Origin of the sequence: Kitasatospora sp. NBC_00374 (assembly GCF_041434935.1) — a bacterium.
GTDB lineage: Bacteria > Actinomycetota > Actinomycetes > Streptomycetales > Streptomycetaceae > Kitasatospora.
In genome coordinates this window covers 4,507,888-4,525,357 of sequence record NZ_CP107964.1, presented here as the reverse complement: position 1 = coordinate 4,525,357, position 17,470 = coordinate 4,507,888, and the positions used below count along the sequence as shown (strand labels likewise).

Genomic DNA, 17,470 nt, shown 5'->3' with positions numbered 1-17,470 from the left:
GGCTCCATCGGTTCCGCCTTCTCAGTGCTCGGCGGGGACGGCGGCCGGGATGTGCTGGACGCCGATCCGCTTGCGGAACACCCAGTACGTCCAGCCCTGGTAGAGCAGCACGATCGGGGTGAAGACGGCCGCCACGACGGTCATCACCTTGAGGGTGTACGGCGAGGAGGAGGCGTTGGAGACGGTCAGCGACCAGTCCGGGTCGAGCGTGGAGGGCATCACGTCCGGGAAGAGCGCCAGGAAGAGCATCCCGACGGCGGCCACCACGGTCAGTCCGGAGAGGACGAACGCCCAGCCCTCGCGGCCGATCTGGTTGGCCGCCAGCGCGCCGACCAGGGCGGCGGCCGCGACGACCAGCGCCGCGAGGCTCCAGCCGTTGCCCCGGTCGGCCTGGGTCCAGATCAGGAAGACCAGGGCGAGGACGGCGGCGGCCAGTCCGAGGCCGAGGGCCTGGGAGCGGGCGCGTTCGCGGATCTCGCCGACGGTCTTCAGGGCGGCGAAGACCGCACCGTGGAAGGTGAACAGCACCAGGGTGACCAGGCCGCCGAGGATCGCGTACGGGTTGAGCAGGTCGCCGAGGGTGCCGACGTAGTTCTTGTCCTGGTCGATGTCGACGCCGTGCACGATGTTGGCGAAGGCGACGCCCCACAGGAAGGCCGGGATCAGCGAGGTCCAGAAGATCGCCAGTTCCCAGTTGCGCTGCCAGCGCTCCTCGGTGCGCTTGGCCCGGTACTCGAAGGCGACCCCGCGGACGATCAGGCAGACCAGGATGGCCAGCAGCGGGAGGTAGAAACCGCTGAACAGGGTGGCGTACCAGTCCGGGAAGGCGGCGAAGGTGGCGCCGCCGGCGGTGAGCAGCCAGACCTCGTTGCCGTCCCAGACCGGGCCGATGGTGTTGATCAGCACCCGGCGTTCGGTGGTGTCGCGGGCGAGCGTCCTGGTGAGGATGCCGATCCCGAAGTCGAAGCCCTCCAGGAAGAAGTAGCCGATCCACAGGACGGCGATGAGGACGAACCAGAAGTCGTTGAGGTGCATGCTCGTTCCGTCCTCAGTACGCGAAGGCGAGGGGCTTGTCGGCGTCCTCGTCCGAGGACGGGCCGCGCAGGGTCGGGTCCTTCGCCGGCGGCCGCTCGGAGGTGACCGGCCCGGCCTTGGCGTACTTGACCAGCAGCCGGACCTCGATCACCGCGAGGACCGCGTAGAGCAGGGTGAAGGTGGTGAGGGCGCCGATCTGCAGGCCGACGGAGACGTTGGGGGAGACCGCGTCGGAGGTGCGCATCAGGCCGAAGACCACCCAGGGCTGACGGCCCATCTCGGTGAAGATCCAGCCGAAGCTGTTGGCGATCAGCGGGAAGCCCATGGTGAGGATGCCGATCCGCCAGCTCCACCTGGTCAGGAACGGGCTGAACTCGCGGTTCCTGGTGAGCATCAGCTTCGGCGGCTCGTCCTCGCCGGTGCGGTGTTCGGGCGCCAGCCAGAACTTCCGCCGGGTGGTCCACAGGCCGATCAGGGCGGCCGTGAAGGAGGTCATCCCGAAACCGATCATGAGGCGGAAGCCCCAGTAGGTGACGAAGATGTTCGGGATGTAGTCGCTGGGCTGCCCGCCGTACCGGGCGGCCTCCGCGGCGGCGGTGTCGTTGATGCCGGGGACGGGAGAGCTGAAGTCGCTGTTGGCCAGGAAGGACAGTATCCCGGGGATCTCCAGCTCGACCGAGTTGTGGCCCTCGTTGACGTTCCCGACCGCGAAGATCGAGAACGGCGCCGGGTCCCGGGTGTCCCAGAGCGCCTCGGCGGCGGCCATCTTCATCGGCTGCTGCTCGAACATGACCTTGGCCAGGGAGTCGCCGCTGACCGCCGTCCCCAGACCGCCCAGCACCGCGATCACCAGGGCGACCCGCAGCGAGGTGCGCATGGCGGCGGTCCTGCGACGGTCGGTCTCCTTCCCGCGCTTGGCCCTCCACAGGTGGTACGAGGAGATGCCGACCATGAACGCGGCGCCGGTCAGGAAGGCCGCGGTGAGGGTGTGGAAGACCTGGACCAGGGTGGTGTTCTGGAACAGCACCCGGCCGATGTCGGTGAGCTGGGCCTTGCCGGTGGCCTGGTCGATCCGGTACCCGACCGGGTGCTGCATCCAGGAGTTGGCGGCCAGGATGAAGTAGCCGGACAGGACGGTGCCGATCGCGACCATCCAGATGCAGGCGCAGTGGATCTTCTTCGGCAGCCGCTCCCAGCCGAAGATCCACAGGCCGATGAAGGTGGACTCGAAGAAGAAGGCGATCAGCGCCTCCATCGCGAGCGGCGCACCGAAGACGTCACCGACGAAGCGCGAGTAGTCGGACCAGTTCATGCCGAACTGGAACTCCTGCACGATGCCGGTGACCACGCCCATCGCGATGTTGATCAGGAAGAGCTTGCCCCAGAACTTGGTGGCGTGGAAGTACTTCTCCTTGCCCGTCCGCACCCAGGCGGTCTGCAGCCCGGCCACGATCGCGGACAGGCTGATCGTCAGCGGGACGAAGAGGAAGTGATAGACGGTGGTGATTCCGAACTGCCATCGCGCGATGGTTTCGTGAGCGATTGCTAGCTCCACTGCGCCCTCTCTCTGCTCGGCCTGCCCTGATCTGCCACAAACCGGACGAAAGGCATGACTAGCACGTAACCACTACGAGCCATGCCAAGCTTGCCCGCTTGTGAAAGTGAACACGTTCACAAGCTCAGTATCCAACATGCTTATCCGCGCTCGAACAGGGGGGTGGGTATTCGACGACCGCACCGGTCAAGCAGATGATCCGACCAAGCCGGGGGCCCGGCAACCGGCCGCGGACGGGACACGGGTCGGCGCCCTCTGCCGTTCTGCACCTTGACAGCGCCCGCGCCGCGCCTCCGCGCCGAGCGCCCCGGCCACCGGCGGCAGGTGCCGGGTGGCCGACCGCCGGCGACCGGCGCGGGCGCCCGGTGGTATGTCGTCAGCGCTGGTGCGGGAGCTGCACGCGGAAGGACGCGCCCCGGCCGGGCGCCGAGTCGAGGGTGAGGGCGCCGCCGTGCGCGTGCACCAGGGCCGAGGCGATGGCGAGGCCGAGCCCGGCACCGCCGCCCTCGTGGCGGCTGCGGGAGGCGTCGACCCGGTAGAACCGTTCGAACACCTGCGCCGCCTGACCCTCCGTCAGCCCCGGTCCCTGGTCGGCGACCTCCAGCAGGCACCGGCCGTCGGCGGTCCCGACACCGATCCGCACGGCGGTGCCGGGCGGGGTGTGCCGCACCGCGTTGCCGACCAGGTTGGTGACCACCTGGCGGAGCCTGGCCTCGTCGCCGAGCACCGGTGCGGGCTGCGGGGCGCCGGCGCCGTCCGGGCCGGTGAGCGCGACCGGGCGGCTCGGATCGAGCGCCGTCAGGTCGTGCAGCGCGTCGGCGGCCAGGGTCCGCAGGTCCATCGGCGCGAGGTCGAGCGGCCGTTCCTCGTCGAGGCGGGCCAGCGTGAGCAGGTCCTCGACCAGGCCGCCCAGCCGGATCGCCTCGCTCTCGATCCGGTCCATCGCCCGGTCCACGTCCTGGAGGGCGCCCATCCGGTGCAGTTCGGCGAAGCCCCGGATGCCGGCCAACGGGGTCCGCAGCTCGTGCGAGGCGTCCGCCACGAAGCGCCGCATCCGGGACTCGGAGGCGGCCTGCGCGGAGAACGCGGCCTCGATCTGGCTGAGCATGCCGTTCAGCGCGGCCGACAGCCGCCCGACCTCGGTCCGCTGCCCGAGGTCGGGCATCCGGTGCGAGAGTTCGCCGGCGGCGATCCGCTGGGCGCCGCGCTCGATCTGCCGCAACGGCCGCAGCCCGGCCCGGACGGCGAACGCGCCGAGCCCGGCGATCCCCAGCAGGACCGCGCCGCCGATGGTCAGGAAGGTGGCCCGCAGACGGGCCAGCACCGCGTCCACGTCGTCCAGCGAGACGGCGACCAGCAGATAGCCGGGGGCGGCGAGCTCGGCGCTGTCGGCCACGGCGCCGCCACCCGCCGCACTGCTCCCGCCGGCCGTGGCACGCTGCAGCGGCAGGACCAGCACCCGCCAGCTGCCCGCGCCCTGCGCCCCCGGCACCGTGAAGCTCTCGCCCCCGTGGGCCGAGATCGCCGCCGGGGTCAGCCGGGCGACCTTCGGGAGCGGGTCGGAGTCGTCGATCGGCTGCCGGAAGACCTCCTGCACCGCGCCGTCCGCGCCGAGGTACTGGACCACGTACTGGCTCGGCAGGAACGGCCCCGGGCGCCGGCCGCCGGCCCCGGAACCGTCGCCCTGCCCGAGCCTGGGCCCGGACCGGGGGCCCGTCGGCGAACCGAGCGGACCGCTCAGGGGTCCGCTCAGCGGGCCGTTCGCCCGGCCCAGGGACCGGCGGGTGAGCGGCTGGGCGAACCGTTCCAGCTGCTGGTCGGCCCGGTCCACCAACTGGACCTTGACCGCCCCGAGGACCAGGGTGTCGCTCACCACCAGCCCGGTGGTGACCAGCAGCAGGGCCAGCACCAGCAGCCGGGCGCGGAGCGAGAGCCGGGCGACGACGCGCACGCCGCCGTCAGCCCTGGGGCGGGCGGCGCAGGGCGTAGCCGATGCCGCGCACGGTGTGGATCAGCTTGGGCCCGTGCGCGGCGGTGCCGGAGTCGAGCTTGCGGCGCAGGTAGGAGATGTACGACTCGACGATGGAGAGGTCGCCGCCGAAGTCGTACGCCCAGACGTGGTCGAGGATCTGCGCCTTGGAGACCACCCGGCCGACGTTGGCCATCAGGTAGTGCAGCAGCTTGAACTCGGTCGGGGAGAGCGAGACCGGCACGCCGGCCCTGGTCACCTCGTGCGCCAGCGGGTCGAGGGTGAGGTCGGAGACCACCAGCCGGCCGTCCTCGGCCGGGCCGCCGGCCCGGCGCAGGATCGCCCGGATCCGGGCGATCAGCTCCTCCAGGCTGAACGGCTTGGTGACGTAGTCGTCCGCGCCGACCGCCAGGCCCTGCACCTTGTCGCCGGTGCCGTCCTTGGCCGTCAGGAACAGCACCGGGACGTGCTCGCCGCCCTGCGGCCACTGGGTCTGCTCCCGCAGCCGCTGGACGACCGCGAAGCCGTCCAGGTCGGGCAGCATCACGTCGAGCACCACCAGATCGGGGCGCTCGGCGGCGACGGCGGCGATCGCCTCCTCACCGGTGGCGGCGGAGGCGACCCGGAATCCGGAGAACCGCAGCGAGGCCGAGAGCAGCTCCCGGATGTTCGGCTCGTCGTCCACGACCAGCAGAAACGCCTCGCCCGAGGTACTGCCCGCGACCGGGCCGCCGGCCGGCTGTGCTGTCCCTGACACGGTGATCCGCCTCCCGGTCTGTCGATGGTTGCTCATCGGACGATAGCCCGGGGAGGCTATGCGCGGTTGATGAAGGTTGGATTAAACCTCCGCGGGAACCGTTCTGGCCAACTTCGCGGCGCGGCTCGCGGCGGCGCAGCAGGCCCGGGAGCGGCCGGGAGCGCCCGGGAGCACCATCCGGCGCCGCGCCTCGGGCTCAGTTGCCGTTGCCCGCCCCGGCCCCCGTGCCGGTGCCGGTGCCGCCGCGGCCGCCGAAGCCGCCCGGGAAGCCGCCGGCCGCGCCCTCGGTGAGCTGGGTGGCGGTGAAGCCGCCGTCGGCCGCCCTGCTGCCGACCACGGTGACGGTCTGGCCGGGCTGGAGGTCCGCGACCTTGCCCTCCTTGTTGACCGTGACCTTGGTGGTGTCGCCGGTGGTGACCTTGACGGTGTTGCCGGCCGTGTCGGTCAGGTAGACCGTGGTGCCGTCCACCTGCTTGACGGTGCCCCGGGTGAAGCCCGCGCCCTGGCCGTTCTGACCACCCTGACCGTTCTGGCCGCCCTGACCCGGGTTCTGGCCGTTCTGGCCCTGACCGCCGCCGCGACGGCCGCCGTACTGGCCGTTCTGCCCCTGCCCGCCGGCGGCCGCGCGCTGGCCGGAGCCGACCGGGCCGTTGTCCTTCTGGTACCAGACGCCGCCGGCGAAGGACAGCGTGGCTATCACGCAGCCGGCCAGGGCCAGGGTCGGCCAGGGCAGCTTGCGACGGGGCGGAGCGGCCAGCTCGGCGGTGACGTCGCGGGCGTCCGGCGCGGTGGCCAGCAGCTCGGTCGGGGTTTCGTTCTCACTGGACATGCTGGGTCAACTCTCCTGATCCGTCTGGTGGTTCACTCGTGACGCAGGGCGTCGATCGGCCGCAGCCGGGCCGCCCGGTTGGCCGGGTAGCTGCCGAAGAACAGACCGATCGCCACGGCGATCGCGAAGGCGCCGAGCACCGACTCGGGGATCACCACCGGCCTGATGCCGACGATGCTGAAGTGCGAGCCGACCAGTCCGGCCAGCACCCCGAGGCCGGCGCCGAGCACCGACAGCAGTGTCGACTCCATCAGGAACTGGCCGAGGACGACCGCCCGGGGTGCGCCGAGCGCCTTGCGGATGCCGATCTCCTTGGTCCGCTCGGTGACCGTCACCAGCATGATGTTGGTGATCCCGATCCCGCCGACCAGCAGCGAGATCGCGGCCACCGCGCCGAGCAGCACGGTGAAGGTCTGGGTGGTGCTCTCCCGGGCGGTCAGCAGCGAGGCCTGGCTGCTGATCCGGAAGTCTGCCTTGGCGGGGTCGGCGATCGCGTGGGCGGCGAGCAGGATCCGGCTGACGTCGTTCTGCGCCTCGGTGGTCTGCTCGGCCGAGGCGGCCTGCACCAGGATCTGGTTGACCGCGCCGAAGCCGGTGAAGGCGTTCTGTACGGTCGGCAGCGGGGCGATCACCACGTCGTCCGGGTCGTTGAAGCCGGTGCTGCCCTTGGCCTGCAGCACCCCGACCACGGTGAACGGGGTGGAGCCGACGGTGATCCGCTTGCCCACCGGGTCCTCGGTGTCGAACAGCTGCTTGGCCGTGGCCGAGCCGATCACGGCCACCTTGCGGGAGCCGAGCACGTCGTCGTTGGAGAAGTAGTCGCCGTGCGCGACCTTCTGGTTGGCGGTCTCGAAGTACGCCGGGTAGGTGCCGACGATCGAGCCCGGCTGGTACGAGATGTTGCCGTACAGCGCGGTGGCGGAGGCCGTGACCACCGGGGCGACCGACTTGATCGCCGGTGCGTCGGTGGCCGTGGCGAGCGCCTTGGCGTCCGCCACGGTGAGCTTCCTGGCCACCGTGGCGGCGCCCCGGGCACCGCTGGCGGACACCGTCAGGGAGTTGGTGCCGAGCGCGGTGATGGAGTCCTTGACGGCGACCGAGGAACCGTTGCCGACCGCCAGCAGGATGATCACCGACGCGACGCCGATCAGCACCCCGAGCATGGTGAGCGCCGAGCGCACCTTGTTGGCCGCCAGGCCGCCGAGCGCGAACCGGAGCATCTGCCAGAGCATCACGCGCCCACCCCCACGCCGAGCGCCGGCGGCGGGCCGGCCACCTTCGCCTGCCGGACGTCGCTGACGATCGCACCGTCCACCAGCCGGATCACCCGCTTGGCGTGCCGGGCGACCTCGTCCTCGTGGGTGATCAGCACCACCGTGCGGCCGTCGGCGTTCAGGCCGTCGATGATCGACAGCACCTCCTCGGTGGAGTGGCTGTCCAGGTTGCCGGTGGGCTCGTCGGCCAGCAGCATGGCGGGCGCGGTGACCAGCGCACGGGCCACCGCCACGCGCTGCTGCTGGCCGCCGGAGAGCTGGTTGGGCTTGTGCCCGGCCCGGTCGGCCAGACCGACCAGGGACAGCGCGGCGAGCGCCCGGCGCCGGCGCTCGGCAGCGCGCACGCCCGCGTAGGCGAGCGGCAGCTCCACCTGTGCGAGCGCCGTGGTCCGCGGCACCAGATTGAAGGACTGGAAGACGAATCCGATCTTCCGGTTACGGACCAGCGACAGCTGGCCCTCGTCCAGGTGGCCGACGTCGATACCGTCCAGCAGGTAGCGGCCCGAGGTCGGCACGTCGAGGCAGCCGAGGATGTTCATCAGGGTCGACTTGCCCGAGCCCGAACTGCCCATCACCGCGACGAAGTCGCCCTCCTCGATGTCGAGGCTGACGCCCAGCGGCTCCCCGCCGCCGCCCGGCGCGGACGGGCCGCGCAGGGCGTGCACGACGGCGTCGCCGTGGCCGTACGACTTGATCACCCGGCGGATCTGGATCACCGGGGGCTGCTGCTCGGTCATCAGCCGCGGCCCCCGCCGCCGGTCCGGGCACCGCCGCCGGCTCCCGCACCACCGGCCGCCGCACCGCCGCCGCCGAGGCCGCCGGTGCCCACCGCACCGGTGCCCACCCCGCCGGCGCCGCCGGCGCCGGGGAAGCGGCCGCTCGGGAACCCGTTGCCGGTGCCGGCCGTGGTGCTGGTCAGCTCGACCTGGTCACCCTCGGCGAGGCCGTCCACCACCTGCACGGTGGAGTCGCCCTCGACGCCGACGGTCACCGTGACCCGCTCGGTGCCGCCGTCCTGGTGCACCACGGTCGCCGTCCGGCTGGTACCGGTGCCGGCCAGCGCGGCCGTCGGCACCGAGAGCGCGTTGTCCGCCTCGCCGGTGACCACCGAGATCGTCGCGCTCAGACCGGTACGCAGCTTGCTGGTGTCGCCGCTGATCTGCAGGGTCGCGCCGTACTGGACCGCGCCGGACGAGCCGCTGGACGCGTTCGGCAGTGAACTCACCGACAGGACAGTCGCGTTGAGCTTGGTGTCGGACTGGGCGTTCAGCGTGACGGTGGCCGCCTGACCCTTCTTCAGCTTCAGCGAGTCCAACTCGGAGAAGGCCGCGGTGACCTGCATCCCGGTCGGGTTGGTGAGCACGATGAAACCGCTCGGGGTGGTGCCGGTGCTTCCGGTCGACTTGGTGGAACCGCCGGTGGAGCTGCCGGTGGACCCGCCCGTGCCGCCCGAGCCGCCGGTCGCGCCGGTACCGGAGACGGTGTCGCCGACCTTGGCGCCGATCGAGGCCACCGTGCCGTCGCCGGCCGCGGTCAGCGTGGTGCCGGCCAGGGCCGCCTTGGCGTTGCTCAGGGTGGTCCCGGCGGCGTCGACCTGCTGCTGGGCCTGGGCCACCTGGGCCTGGTCGACCTTGGTGGTGGTCACCGTGGTGGTCTGCGGCGCGGGGGTCGCGCCCCCGCCGGCACCGCCGGACTGGCCCTGGCCGGTGCTGCCGCCTGCACGTCCCGACCCCGAGGAGCCCGCGGACGGCAACTCCTTGGTGGTCGTCACGGTCTCGCCGGCCTCGGCCTTGGTCAGGTTGGCCTGGGCGGTGGTGAGCGCCGAGGTGGCGGCGTTCACCTGCTGCTGGGCGGCCGTGGTGTCGACGGTGGCGAGCACCTCGCCCGCCTTCACCGTGTCACCCACGGCCACCTTGATCGACGTCACCTTGCCGCCGGTGGTGAAGTCGAGGCCGGCGTCGGAGGGCGAGGCCAGGGTGCCGGAACCGGACACGGTGGCCAGGACGGTGCCCTTGGCCACCGTCGCGGTGCGCGCCCCGGCCTTGCCCGCGGCCGAACTGGTGCCGCTGTCCAGGGTGGTGTACGCCAGCGCGACCCCACCCAACAGGGCCACCGCAAGCGCGGAGTTGAGGAGGACGGCACCACGCCGTCGCGGGAGGACCTTCATGCCGCACAGCTTCGCGCCGCGCCCTTTCGGGATCCTGGGCCCGGGCTGGGAGCTTCCTGACCACGGGAAGCCGGGCAAGCCGCCAGATATGCGGCCCGCCGGGGCTGCGCCCTACCGGAAGCTGACCGAAGGTTGGTCCAGCTCCCAGCCAACTCCCAGCGATTCCCGGTCGGGTCCTCACATCGTGGGGGCGGGCGGGGCGGGCGGGGCGCTGACAGCCGTCGGACAACAGCGATCGGATGACAGATTTCAACATCTGTCATCCGTCGACTGCCATCGGTCCGCCGTCAGCCCCACCCCGCCGCCATCCCGCCTACAGCTCCTCGCGGAACGCCTCCGCCGCCGCCAGGAAGATGTCGTTGCCGGCCACCTCGCCGATCGTGATCCGCACGCCGTCCCCCTGGAACGGCCGCACCACGACACCCGCCGCCGCGCAGGTCGCGGCGAAGTCCAGGGCGCGGTCGCCCAGCCGCAGCCAGACGAAGTTGGCCTGCGAGTCGGCCAGGGCCCAGCCCTGAGCGGTCAGCGCGGCCACCACCCGGGTGCGCTCGGCGACCAGCGCCTCGACCCGCTCCAGCAGCTGGTCCTCGGCCCGCAGCGAGGCGACGGCCGCGTCCTGGGCGATCTGGCTGACGCCGAACGGCACCGCGGTCTTGCGCAGCGCGGTCGCCACCGGCTCGTGCGCGACGGCGAAGCCGACCCGCAGCCCGGCCAGGCCGTACGCCTTGGAGAAGGTGCGCAGCACGCAGACGTTCGGGCGGTCGCGGTAGAGGTCGATGCCGTTGGGCACCCGCTCGTCGCGGATGAACTCGATGTACGCCTCGTCCAGCACCACGAGGATGTCGGTCGGCACGGCGTCCAGGAACCGCACCAGCTCGTCGCGGCGGATCGCGGTGCCGGTGGGGTTGTTGGGGTTGCAGACGAAGATCAGCCGGGTCCGGTCGGTGATCGCCGCGAGCATCGCGTCGAGGTCGTGCTCCTCGGTCGCGGTGAGCGGCACCGGGACGGGGGTGGCACCGGCCACCTGGGTGATGATCGGGTAGGCCTCGAAGGAGCGCCAGGCGAAGATCACCTCGTCGCCGGGGCCGGCCGTGGAGAGGACCAGGGACTGCGCGACGCTGACCGAGCCGGTGCCGGTGGCGATGTGCTCGGCCGGCACGTCGAAGCGGCGGGAGAGCTCCTCGGTGAGGCCGGTGACGGCCATGTCCGGGTAGCGGTTGAGCGACCCGGCCGCGGCGACGGCGGCCTCCAGCACGCCGGCCAGCGGCGGGTAGGGGTTCTCGTTGGAGGACAGTTTGTACGCGTCGGCTCCGGCCGGCTTGCCGGGCTTGTAGGTCGGGATGCCGTCCAGGCTCGGCCTCAGCCGAGGACCCTGCGCTGCCGTTCCGCTCACGGTCGTCTCCGTTCTCTCCAGCCGCCAGGCTGCGGCCATCAGATCGCGTGCGTACGGGATCGCCGACACACGCAGTCCTCGGTACGCACCCGCACCACCCCGGTCGGGTGCCCTGAACGATACCCACCGCGCTCACCCGTAGGGGTGAGATGCTCGTTCGGGTTACGGGTGCAGATCAGCCATTCTGCCGGGTTCCAATGGCACATGTCAGAGGTAAGACGGCCGGATCTGGGCAGGTATCGAAGGGGGTTGTTCGGGCGCACTCAGGAAGAAACGTATCTTCATCAATGAGTAGTGAACCGGTCACGCAGCGGCGTCACGAGCCATACGATCGGTCCGCCATGACAGCAGCAGCCAACCAGAGCGGTCGGCGACCCACCGCCTCGCGGCGTCTGGAGCGGGCCGGCATCCGGGACGTGGCGGCAGCCGCCGGAGTGTCGATCACCACGGTCTCCGACGCCTTGAACGGTAAGGGCCGCCTGCCCGACGAGACCAGAAGCCGGGTGCGCGAAGTCGCCGAGCGCCTCGGCTACCGCCCCTCCGCCGCCGCCCGGACCCTGCGCACCGGCCGGTCCGGCCTGATCGGACTGACCGTCACCACCTACGGCGAGGAGCCTTTCACCTTCACCGAATTCGCCTACTTCGCCGAGATGGCCCGCGCCGCCACCAGCGCCGCCCTCAGCCGCGGCTACGCCCTGGTGGTCCTGCCCGCCTCCTCCCGCCACGACGTCTGGAGCAACATCGCCCTCGACGGCACCGTGGTGATCGACCCGCCCGACCAGGACCCGCTGGTCAGCGAGCTCTACCGGTCCGGCGTACCGGTGGTCAGCGACGGCAAGCCGGGCAACTGCCCGGTGACCGCCTGGGTGGACAACGACCACGAGGCCGCCGTACTCGGCATCCTCGACCACCTCTCCGAGGCCGGCGCCCGCCGGATCGGCCTGCTCACCGGCACCAGTACCGACACCTACACCCGGCTCTCCACCGACGCCTACCTCGGCTGGTGCCACCGGGTCGGCCAGGAGCCGGTCTACGAGGCCTACCCCGCCCACGACCCCGCCGCCGGCGCACTCGCCGCCGACCGGCTGCTGGCCCGTCCGGACCGTCCGGACGCGGTGTACGGCCTGTTCGACCCGAACGGCACCGACCTGCTGGCCGCCGCCCGGCGGTACGGCCTGCGGGTGCCGGACGACCTGCTGCTGGTCTGCTGCAGCGAGAGCGACGTGTACGCGGGCACCGAGCCCCCGATCACCACCCTCTCGCTCAAGCCCCGGCGGATCGGCACCACCGTGGTCAACCTGCTCATCGACGCGATCGAGGGAGTCGACTCGGGCACCGGTTCGGACACCGGGCGGCTCTTCCCGCCCCGGTTCCGCACCGCCGGGACAGGGCCTCCGCCGGGCACCCTGATGCCCACCGAGCTGATCGTCAGGGCCTCCTCGGAGCGCCGCAGCCCGCGGACCACCGTCAACCCGCCCCGCCCGCCCGGCGAGGAGTGACGGCCGCCCGGCCGGGTACGGCGGCACGCCGCGGAGGGTCCACGGCGGGCCGGTGGTCCGTACCCGGCCGGTGATCCGGGCCGGTCCGGCCTTATGGTCTGGACCATCACAGAAGGGGGCGGACCGGGCAGTCGGGACCGCCCGGAGGACGTTCGGACGAATTGGATACCGACCAGGTGAGGACGCCGGGAGAGTGGTCTTCCTATGATGGGCGAATGACACCCGAGGACCGCTTCCCCGGGCCTGAACTGCCCGACTCAGGCCCCCACCCACAGCAGGACCTCGACGTGCTCCCGTACGGCTCCTACTACGAGCCCGCCGAACCACCGGCCGGCTACCCGTTCGAGCAGACCTACAGCGGCTTCGGCGGCGCGCGTTACCTGGAGCAGCACTGGCCGACACCCGGTCACCTGCCCGGAGTGCAGCAGGCGGTGGCCGTCGGCCAGGTGCCCGGCCACTACGCGCCGAGCGGCCAGTACGAGGGCGGATACGAGCCCGAGTACAGCTCCGCGCCCGAGCCCGCGCCCGCCCCGCCGCAGGCCCCGCCGCAGGCCCCGCCGCAGGCCGCGCCCGCCCCGCCGCAGTCCGAGGACCCGCCGACCATCGAGCTCGGCCCGCCGATCCCGGAGGCGATCCCCGAGGTGCACTTCCCGTACCCGCAGCCCGAGCCCGGCGAGGCTCCCGGGCCGCTGTACGTGATCGGCGACGTGCACGGCTACCTGGACGAGCTGCTGGCCGCGCTGCACCAGCAGGGCCTGATCGACGACGACGGCCACTGGGCGGCCGGCCGCTCCCGGGTCTGGTTCCTCGGCGACTTCACCGACCGCGGCCCGGACGGCATCGGCGTGATCAACCTGGTGATGCAGCTGGCCGCCGAGGCCGCCGCCGCCGGAGGCTACTGCCGGGCCCTGATGGGCAACCACGAGCTGCTCTTCCTGGGCGCCGCCCGCTACGGCGACGAGCCCGTGCAGTCCACCGCGGGCACCGCGTCCTTCCTCGCCGCCTGGCGGCTCAACGGCGGCCAGCAGCACGACCTGGAGCGGCTGGAGCAGCATCACATCAGCTGGCTCTCCCGGCTGCCCGCGATCGCCATCGAGGACGGCCACCTGCTGCTGCACTCCGACACCACCGCGTACCTGGAGTACGGCCAGTCGATCGCCGAGGTCAACGACGCCGTCCACGTGGTGCTGGCCGACGAGGGCATCGACGAGTGGTGGGACTGCTTCCGCAAGTTCACCAAGCGGTTCGCCTTCCGCGGGCAGTCCGGCCCGCTCGCCGTCCACGAACTGCTGGACGCCTACGGCGGCTACCGGGTGGTGCACGGCCACAGCCCGATCCCGTACCTGACCGGGGTGGACCAGGCCGACGACGCGCCGCCGCACGTGCCGGGGCCCTACATCTACGCCGACGAGCTGGCCATCGCGATGGACGGCGGGGTCACCATGGAAGGCCGGCTGCTGGTCGCCCGACTGCCGCTGAACTGACATGATGTCCGCTCCTGCGACAGACAACTGAACAACTCTCCTGCGCTGCCGAGCCGCTGACGGTACTGAAAATCCGGAAACCTACTGTCAGCGCCGGCTCGCCGACCCCTACCATCGAGGCACCACGCGAGGCCCCTCGTCCGGCCGCCACCACCGGCTTTCGCCCCGGCGGCCCGGCGCGGCAGGCCCGCGCGGACCATCCACCTCCGTGACTCCAGCGGAACGGGGTACCCATGAGCAACGCCCCGCACCTGCTCGCCGAGGACCGCCCGGACTTCCTCCGGATCCTCGACGAAGCACTGCGCGACGGATCCGTCCTCGAAGCACTGCGCGCGCCCGGCCCGCACCTCAACGCCGAGCAGCTGCACACCAAGGCCGTGCTCGCGGCGGCCGAGATCGCCTCCACGGCGGCCACCGAGTACCGGCACTACGTCGACCTGCGCGACGGTCTCACCGCCCCGGACCGGAGCAGAGCCGGGGCCGGCGACGGCGCCGCGGGCGCAGGCGCCGGCCCCGCGCTCGGGGAGGGCGCCGGGCTGTTCCCGGTGCTCACCGCGCTCGCGCCCGTCCTGGCGGGCGGTGGCGGCTGCATCCTGCTGCTGCTCGGCTACTCGGTCCAGGCCACCAGCTCCGACCTGGCCCTGGGCCACGCCCTGGTGACGGCCGGCTGGGTCGCCGTCGTCATCGCCCTGGCCGCGCTGCTGATCGGCGGCGTCGGCCTGCTGCTGACGGCCCGTCGGGACGGCGCGTCCACCCCGGCAGGCCAGGATCCGCAGCTGCACGCCGATCTGGCCGAGGCCCGCCGCGTCTGGCACACCGCCCTGCGCGAGCGCGCCGTCATCCCCTACCTGCTCGCCAACCTCGACTCCGAGCCCGCGCTCTCCCCACAGCCCGGCGGCCGACCCGTCCCACCCGAACTGCTCAGCCCGGGCTACAGCAGCGCCCGCTACTCCAGCCCCGGATTCTCCAGCCCCGGCGTCGAGGGCGTCACCGATCCGGAGGGCAGGCGGCCCCGCCCCGCCGAGTTCACCGGCCCCGGCTACACGTCACCCGACTTCACCGGCCCGGACGAGGTCTGAGCGGCTCCGGTCCGCACGGTCAGAGCAGCCGGCCGCCGTGCTGCGGGCAACCGGGGTTGCGGTGGACGGCGGGCCGCCCCGCGGCGTCGTCCAGCCGGTACTCCCACGGCGCCCCGGGCGCCAGTCTGCGCAGGAAGAGCAGCTGGTTGACCCCGCCCGCCAGCCGCGCCCGGTACTCCTCGACCACCGGGCCCCCGGCACCGACCAGCTCCGACGCCACCCCTTCGACGAAGCAGAGCGGGCATCCCTCGGTGAGCCGCACGCTCCGCGACCCCGTCCCCGGCGGCACCTCCTCGACCAGGAGGTTCCCGTTCGGGACCACCGCGAGCATCATCACCACCCGCCCGGTCGACTCCCGCGCCGCGGCCACCAGGTGCCGCAGCCCCTCCGGGGTCACCACCCGCACCCGGACCACCTTGACCAGGACGACCAGGATCTCCAGCAGCGCCAGCCCGAGCACCCCGTACGCCGCCGGGACCAACCAGCCCGGCCCGGTGCCGTAGCCCTGCCACAGCGCCGCCCCGCTCCACAGCAGCAGGACCAGCAGCGGCCCCGTCCTGATCCCCCGTACGAACAGGAACCGCAGGAGCGAGACGAACAGCATCACCGGCAGCAGAACGACCCAGACCGCGTGCGCGAGCGCACCCACATCCATGGCATCCCCCCGGTCGGACCCGACTCAGGAAGGGGATGCCCGGTCCGCCCGGCGGTCAACCTGCCTCCGGGCGAGCCCACTTGCCGGCGGCCTCGGCAAATCGCCCCGGATGGCCTCAGCGGCCTGGACGCCGCCCTCCGCTCCGGAACCGCGCGCCGGCGACGACCAGCGCGACCACCAGGACGACGATGCCGAGGAACAACAGGTAAAGCAGACCGTCCGCGACGACGCCGATGATGCCGAGCACGATCGCCACGATGATGAGGAACAGCACCAGTGCCATCTCGGGACTCCTTCCCGTGTCTCCCGGGCTCTAGCGTCGCGTCTCCCGGGCTCTAGCGTCGCGCCAGGCGACGTTCACCGCCCCCGCCCGGCGCGTAGTCCAGCTCGTAGTGGGCGAAGACGGCCGGCTCGTCCTCGGCCGGCAGCTCACCGTCGGTGTCGATCGCCGGGGCGTTCTTGACCTGGTTCTTGGAGCGGGCGACCCGCAGATAGCCCGGCCCCACCAGCGCATCGGCGAGCGGGACGAACACCAGTCGGCGGCGCGTGGGCATCCCGACGGTGACGGTGGCGAACGAGGGCAGGTCGGTCGCGGTGTCGACGTAGACCGCCTCCAGCCTGCCGATCTTGTGGCCGTCGACATCGACCACGTGGTGGCCACGCCATTCCCGGATGTCAGCCGCTTCGAACATCAGCAACCTCCGACGTCAGTGGGCGTCTCCCATCGTCCCACCGGGGCGACCGCCGCACCCGCCGGTGCTCCGGCGCGGGTGAATCGGGGCGATCGACCACTCGCCCCGCCGCGGCGCCGGCCGGGCCACCGGTCGCCGACGGGACGCCGGGCCCATACGGTCGTGTCCTGGAAGCGGGGCGCCGTCGGCACAGGAGGCCAGGATGCGGCAGTACCGGTGGACTCTCGAAACCCAGGACGACGACGGCGACTGGTCCGAGCAGCGCGACGCTCCCGTGCCGAATCCCCTGGAGTACGACGGACCGCCCCAGAAGGCGGCCAACCACCTGCGGGACGTGTTCGTGCGCACGCTCTCCACACCGGCCCCGGGCCCCAGGGCGATCAGGGTACGGACTTGGGAGGGGCGCCACGCCGCCGGCGAACCCCAAGCCGAAACCGAGTGGTCACGCGAGTCGTGAGCCCTCTGCCGCGGCCGACAGGGCGAGAGCGACGCCTACCCGGGCGCGGGCCACGTCTCGGCACGCATCCGGGCTACGCCCGCGCGGCGGTCGGCCGCACCCGTTCCCGCGGCAGGCGTGGCGGCCGAAGGCAGGAAGTCGGTACGGACCTCCCGCTCCGGAAGGCCGTCGTCCTCACCTCCGAGCAGCGCACTCGCGGTCCGGGCGCCGCCCGGGTCGGCCGCTTCGGACATCAGGCGAGCGGCATCGACGACGTCCGTCGCCGGCGGAACGATCAGCAGCTCCAGGAGGGGAGGTGCGTACGAGCACACCATGATCGTGTGTTCGTCCTGCTCCGTGGTGAACCAGCCGACATGGATGATGTGCCCTGCGGCCGGAATCCGCCGGGGGATCTCCGGCCACTGTGCGGGGTTCACCGTGATCCGGGTGACACGACCCCAGCGCTGGTCCAATTCCGCTACCAGCGAGGGGATTTCAATGAGAAGATCACGCGAACGGGGCCACCAGGCGCCGTCCAGACGGCCGGGACGCACGCCGTCAGGCGCCAGTGACAGCCGGACGGGTGATTCCGAAGGCCGTGGATTAATCGCGCGGTCGAAGGTCACGGTCATGATGGACGACCTGA

The 17,470-nt window shown here is 72.1% G+C and carries 17 protein-coding genes; 4 read left to right on the top strand and 13 right to left on the bottom strand.

Annotation, left to right across the window (positions count from 1 at the left end; translation table 11 throughout):
* Positions 1–21: 21 nt before the first annotated feature.
* The 9 genes from cydB to hisC all read right to left on the bottom strand — a co-directional run bounded on the left by cydB (position 22) and on the right by hisC (position 11,018).
* Positions 22–1,035 (bottom strand): cytochrome d ubiquinol oxidase subunit II, encoded by a 1,014-nt coding sequence (cydB, locus tag OG871_RS20360; RefSeq protein WP_371498390.1) that lies wholly within the window; start codon positions 1,033–1,035, stop codon positions 22–24.
* A 13-nt stretch (positions 1,036–1,048) separates the two neighbouring features.
* Positions 1,049–2,590, bottom strand: a complete 1,542-nt coding sequence (locus tag OG871_RS20355) for a cytochrome ubiquinol oxidase subunit I (protein ID WP_371498389.1) — start codon at positions 2,588–2,590, stop codon at positions 1,049–1,051.
* Between the two features lie 376 nt (positions 2,591–2,966).
* Positions 2,967–4,541: a sensor histidine kinase gene (locus OG871_RS20350; protein WP_371498388.1), complete on the bottom strand. Its 1,575-nt coding sequence runs from the start codon at positions 4,539–4,541 to the stop codon at positions 2,967–2,969.
* A gap of 7 nt (positions 4,542–4,548) precedes the next feature.
* A complete protein-coding gene (locus tag OG871_RS20345) occupies positions 4,549–5,316 on the bottom strand; it encodes a response regulator transcription factor (RefSeq protein ID WP_371498387.1) in 768 nt (255 codons plus the stop codon).
* A 196-nt stretch (positions 5,317–5,512) separates the two neighbouring features.
* Positions 5,513–6,145, bottom strand: a complete 633-nt coding sequence (locus OG871_RS20340) for a hypothetical protein (protein WP_371498386.1) — start codon at positions 6,143–6,145, stop codon at positions 5,513–5,515.
* Between the two features lie 32 nt (positions 6,146–6,177).
* Positions 6,178–7,377: an ABC transporter permease gene (locus tag OG871_RS20335; RefSeq protein WP_371498385.1), complete on the bottom strand. Its 1,200-nt coding sequence runs from the start codon at positions 7,375–7,377 to the stop codon at positions 6,178–6,180.
* The gene (locus tag OG871_RS20330) at positions 7,377–8,156 is read right to left on the bottom strand and encodes an ABC transporter ATP-binding protein (RefSeq protein ID WP_371498384.1); all 780 of its coding nucleotides are present in this window, start codon (positions 8,154–8,156) and stop codon (positions 7,377–7,379) included. Before OG871_RS20330 ends, OG871_RS20335 begins: the two co-directional genes overlap by 1 nt.
* On the bottom strand, positions 8,156–9,586 hold the full coding sequence (locus OG871_RS20325; RefSeq protein ID WP_371498383.1) for an efflux RND transporter periplasmic adaptor subunit: 1,431 nt from the start codon (positions 9,584–9,586) through the stop codon (positions 8,156–8,158). The genes OG871_RS20330 and OG871_RS20325 overlap by 1 nt, the downstream gene beginning before the upstream one ends.
* 313 nt (positions 9,587–9,899) lie before the next feature.
* Complete coding sequence (gene hisC, locus OG871_RS20320) at positions 9,900–11,018, bottom strand: histidinol-phosphate transaminase (RefSeq protein WP_371503365.1); 1,119 nt, start codon at positions 11,016–11,018, stop codon at positions 9,900–9,902.
* 302 nt (positions 11,019–11,320) lie between these two features.
* Here hisC and OG871_RS20315 point away from each other — a divergent pair, with 302 nt between their 5' ends.
* From OG871_RS20315 to OG871_RS20305, 3 genes are all read left to right on the top strand, one after another.
* Positions 11,321–12,478, top strand: a complete 1,158-nt coding sequence (locus tag OG871_RS20315; RefSeq protein WP_371498382.1) for a LacI family DNA-binding transcriptional regulator — start codon at positions 11,321–11,323, stop codon at positions 12,476–12,478.
* 215 nt (positions 12,479–12,693) lie between these two features.
* On the top strand, positions 12,694–13,962 hold the full coding sequence (locus tag OG871_RS20310; RefSeq protein WP_371498381.1) for a metallophosphoesterase: 1,269 nt from the start codon (positions 12,694–12,696) through the stop codon (positions 13,960–13,962).
* A 233-nt stretch (positions 13,963–14,195) separates the two neighbouring features.
* A complete protein-coding gene (locus tag OG871_RS20305; protein ID WP_371498380.1) occupies positions 14,196–15,041 on the top strand; it encodes a hypothetical protein in 846 nt (281 codons plus the stop codon).
* A gap of 19 nt (positions 15,042–15,060) precedes the next feature.
* On the opposite strand, the gene OG871_RS20300 is transcribed toward OG871_RS20305, so the two are convergent.
* The 3 genes from OG871_RS20300 to OG871_RS20290 form a co-directional block, all read right to left on the bottom strand.
* Positions 15,061–15,696 (bottom strand): hypothetical protein, encoded by a 636-nt coding sequence (locus tag OG871_RS20300; protein ID WP_371498379.1) that lies wholly within the window; start codon positions 15,694–15,696, stop codon positions 15,061–15,063.
* Between the two features lie 115 nt (positions 15,697–15,811).
* Positions 15,812–15,979, bottom strand: a complete 168-nt coding sequence (locus OG871_RS20295; protein ID WP_371498378.1) for a hypothetical protein — start codon at positions 15,977–15,979, stop codon at positions 15,812–15,814.
* 52 nt (positions 15,980–16,031) lie between these two features.
* Complete coding sequence (locus OG871_RS20290; protein ID WP_371498377.1) at positions 16,032–16,388, bottom strand: PRC-barrel domain-containing protein; 357 nt, start codon at positions 16,386–16,388, stop codon at positions 16,032–16,034.
* Between the two features lie 202 nt (positions 16,389–16,590).
* Here OG871_RS20290 and OG871_RS20285 point away from each other — a divergent pair, with 202 nt between their 5' ends.
* Entirely contained in the window at positions 16,591–16,845 is a 255-nt protein-coding gene (locus OG871_RS20285; protein ID WP_371498376.1) for a hypothetical protein, read from the top strand.
* 35 nt (positions 16,846–16,880) lie between these two features.
* Here OG871_RS20285 and OG871_RS20280 read toward each other — a convergent pair whose 3' ends face one another.
* Entirely contained in the window at positions 16,881–17,456 is a 576-nt protein-coding gene (locus OG871_RS20280) for a DUF5994 family protein (protein WP_371498375.1), read from the bottom strand.
* Positions 17,457–17,470 lie beyond the last annotated feature (14 nt).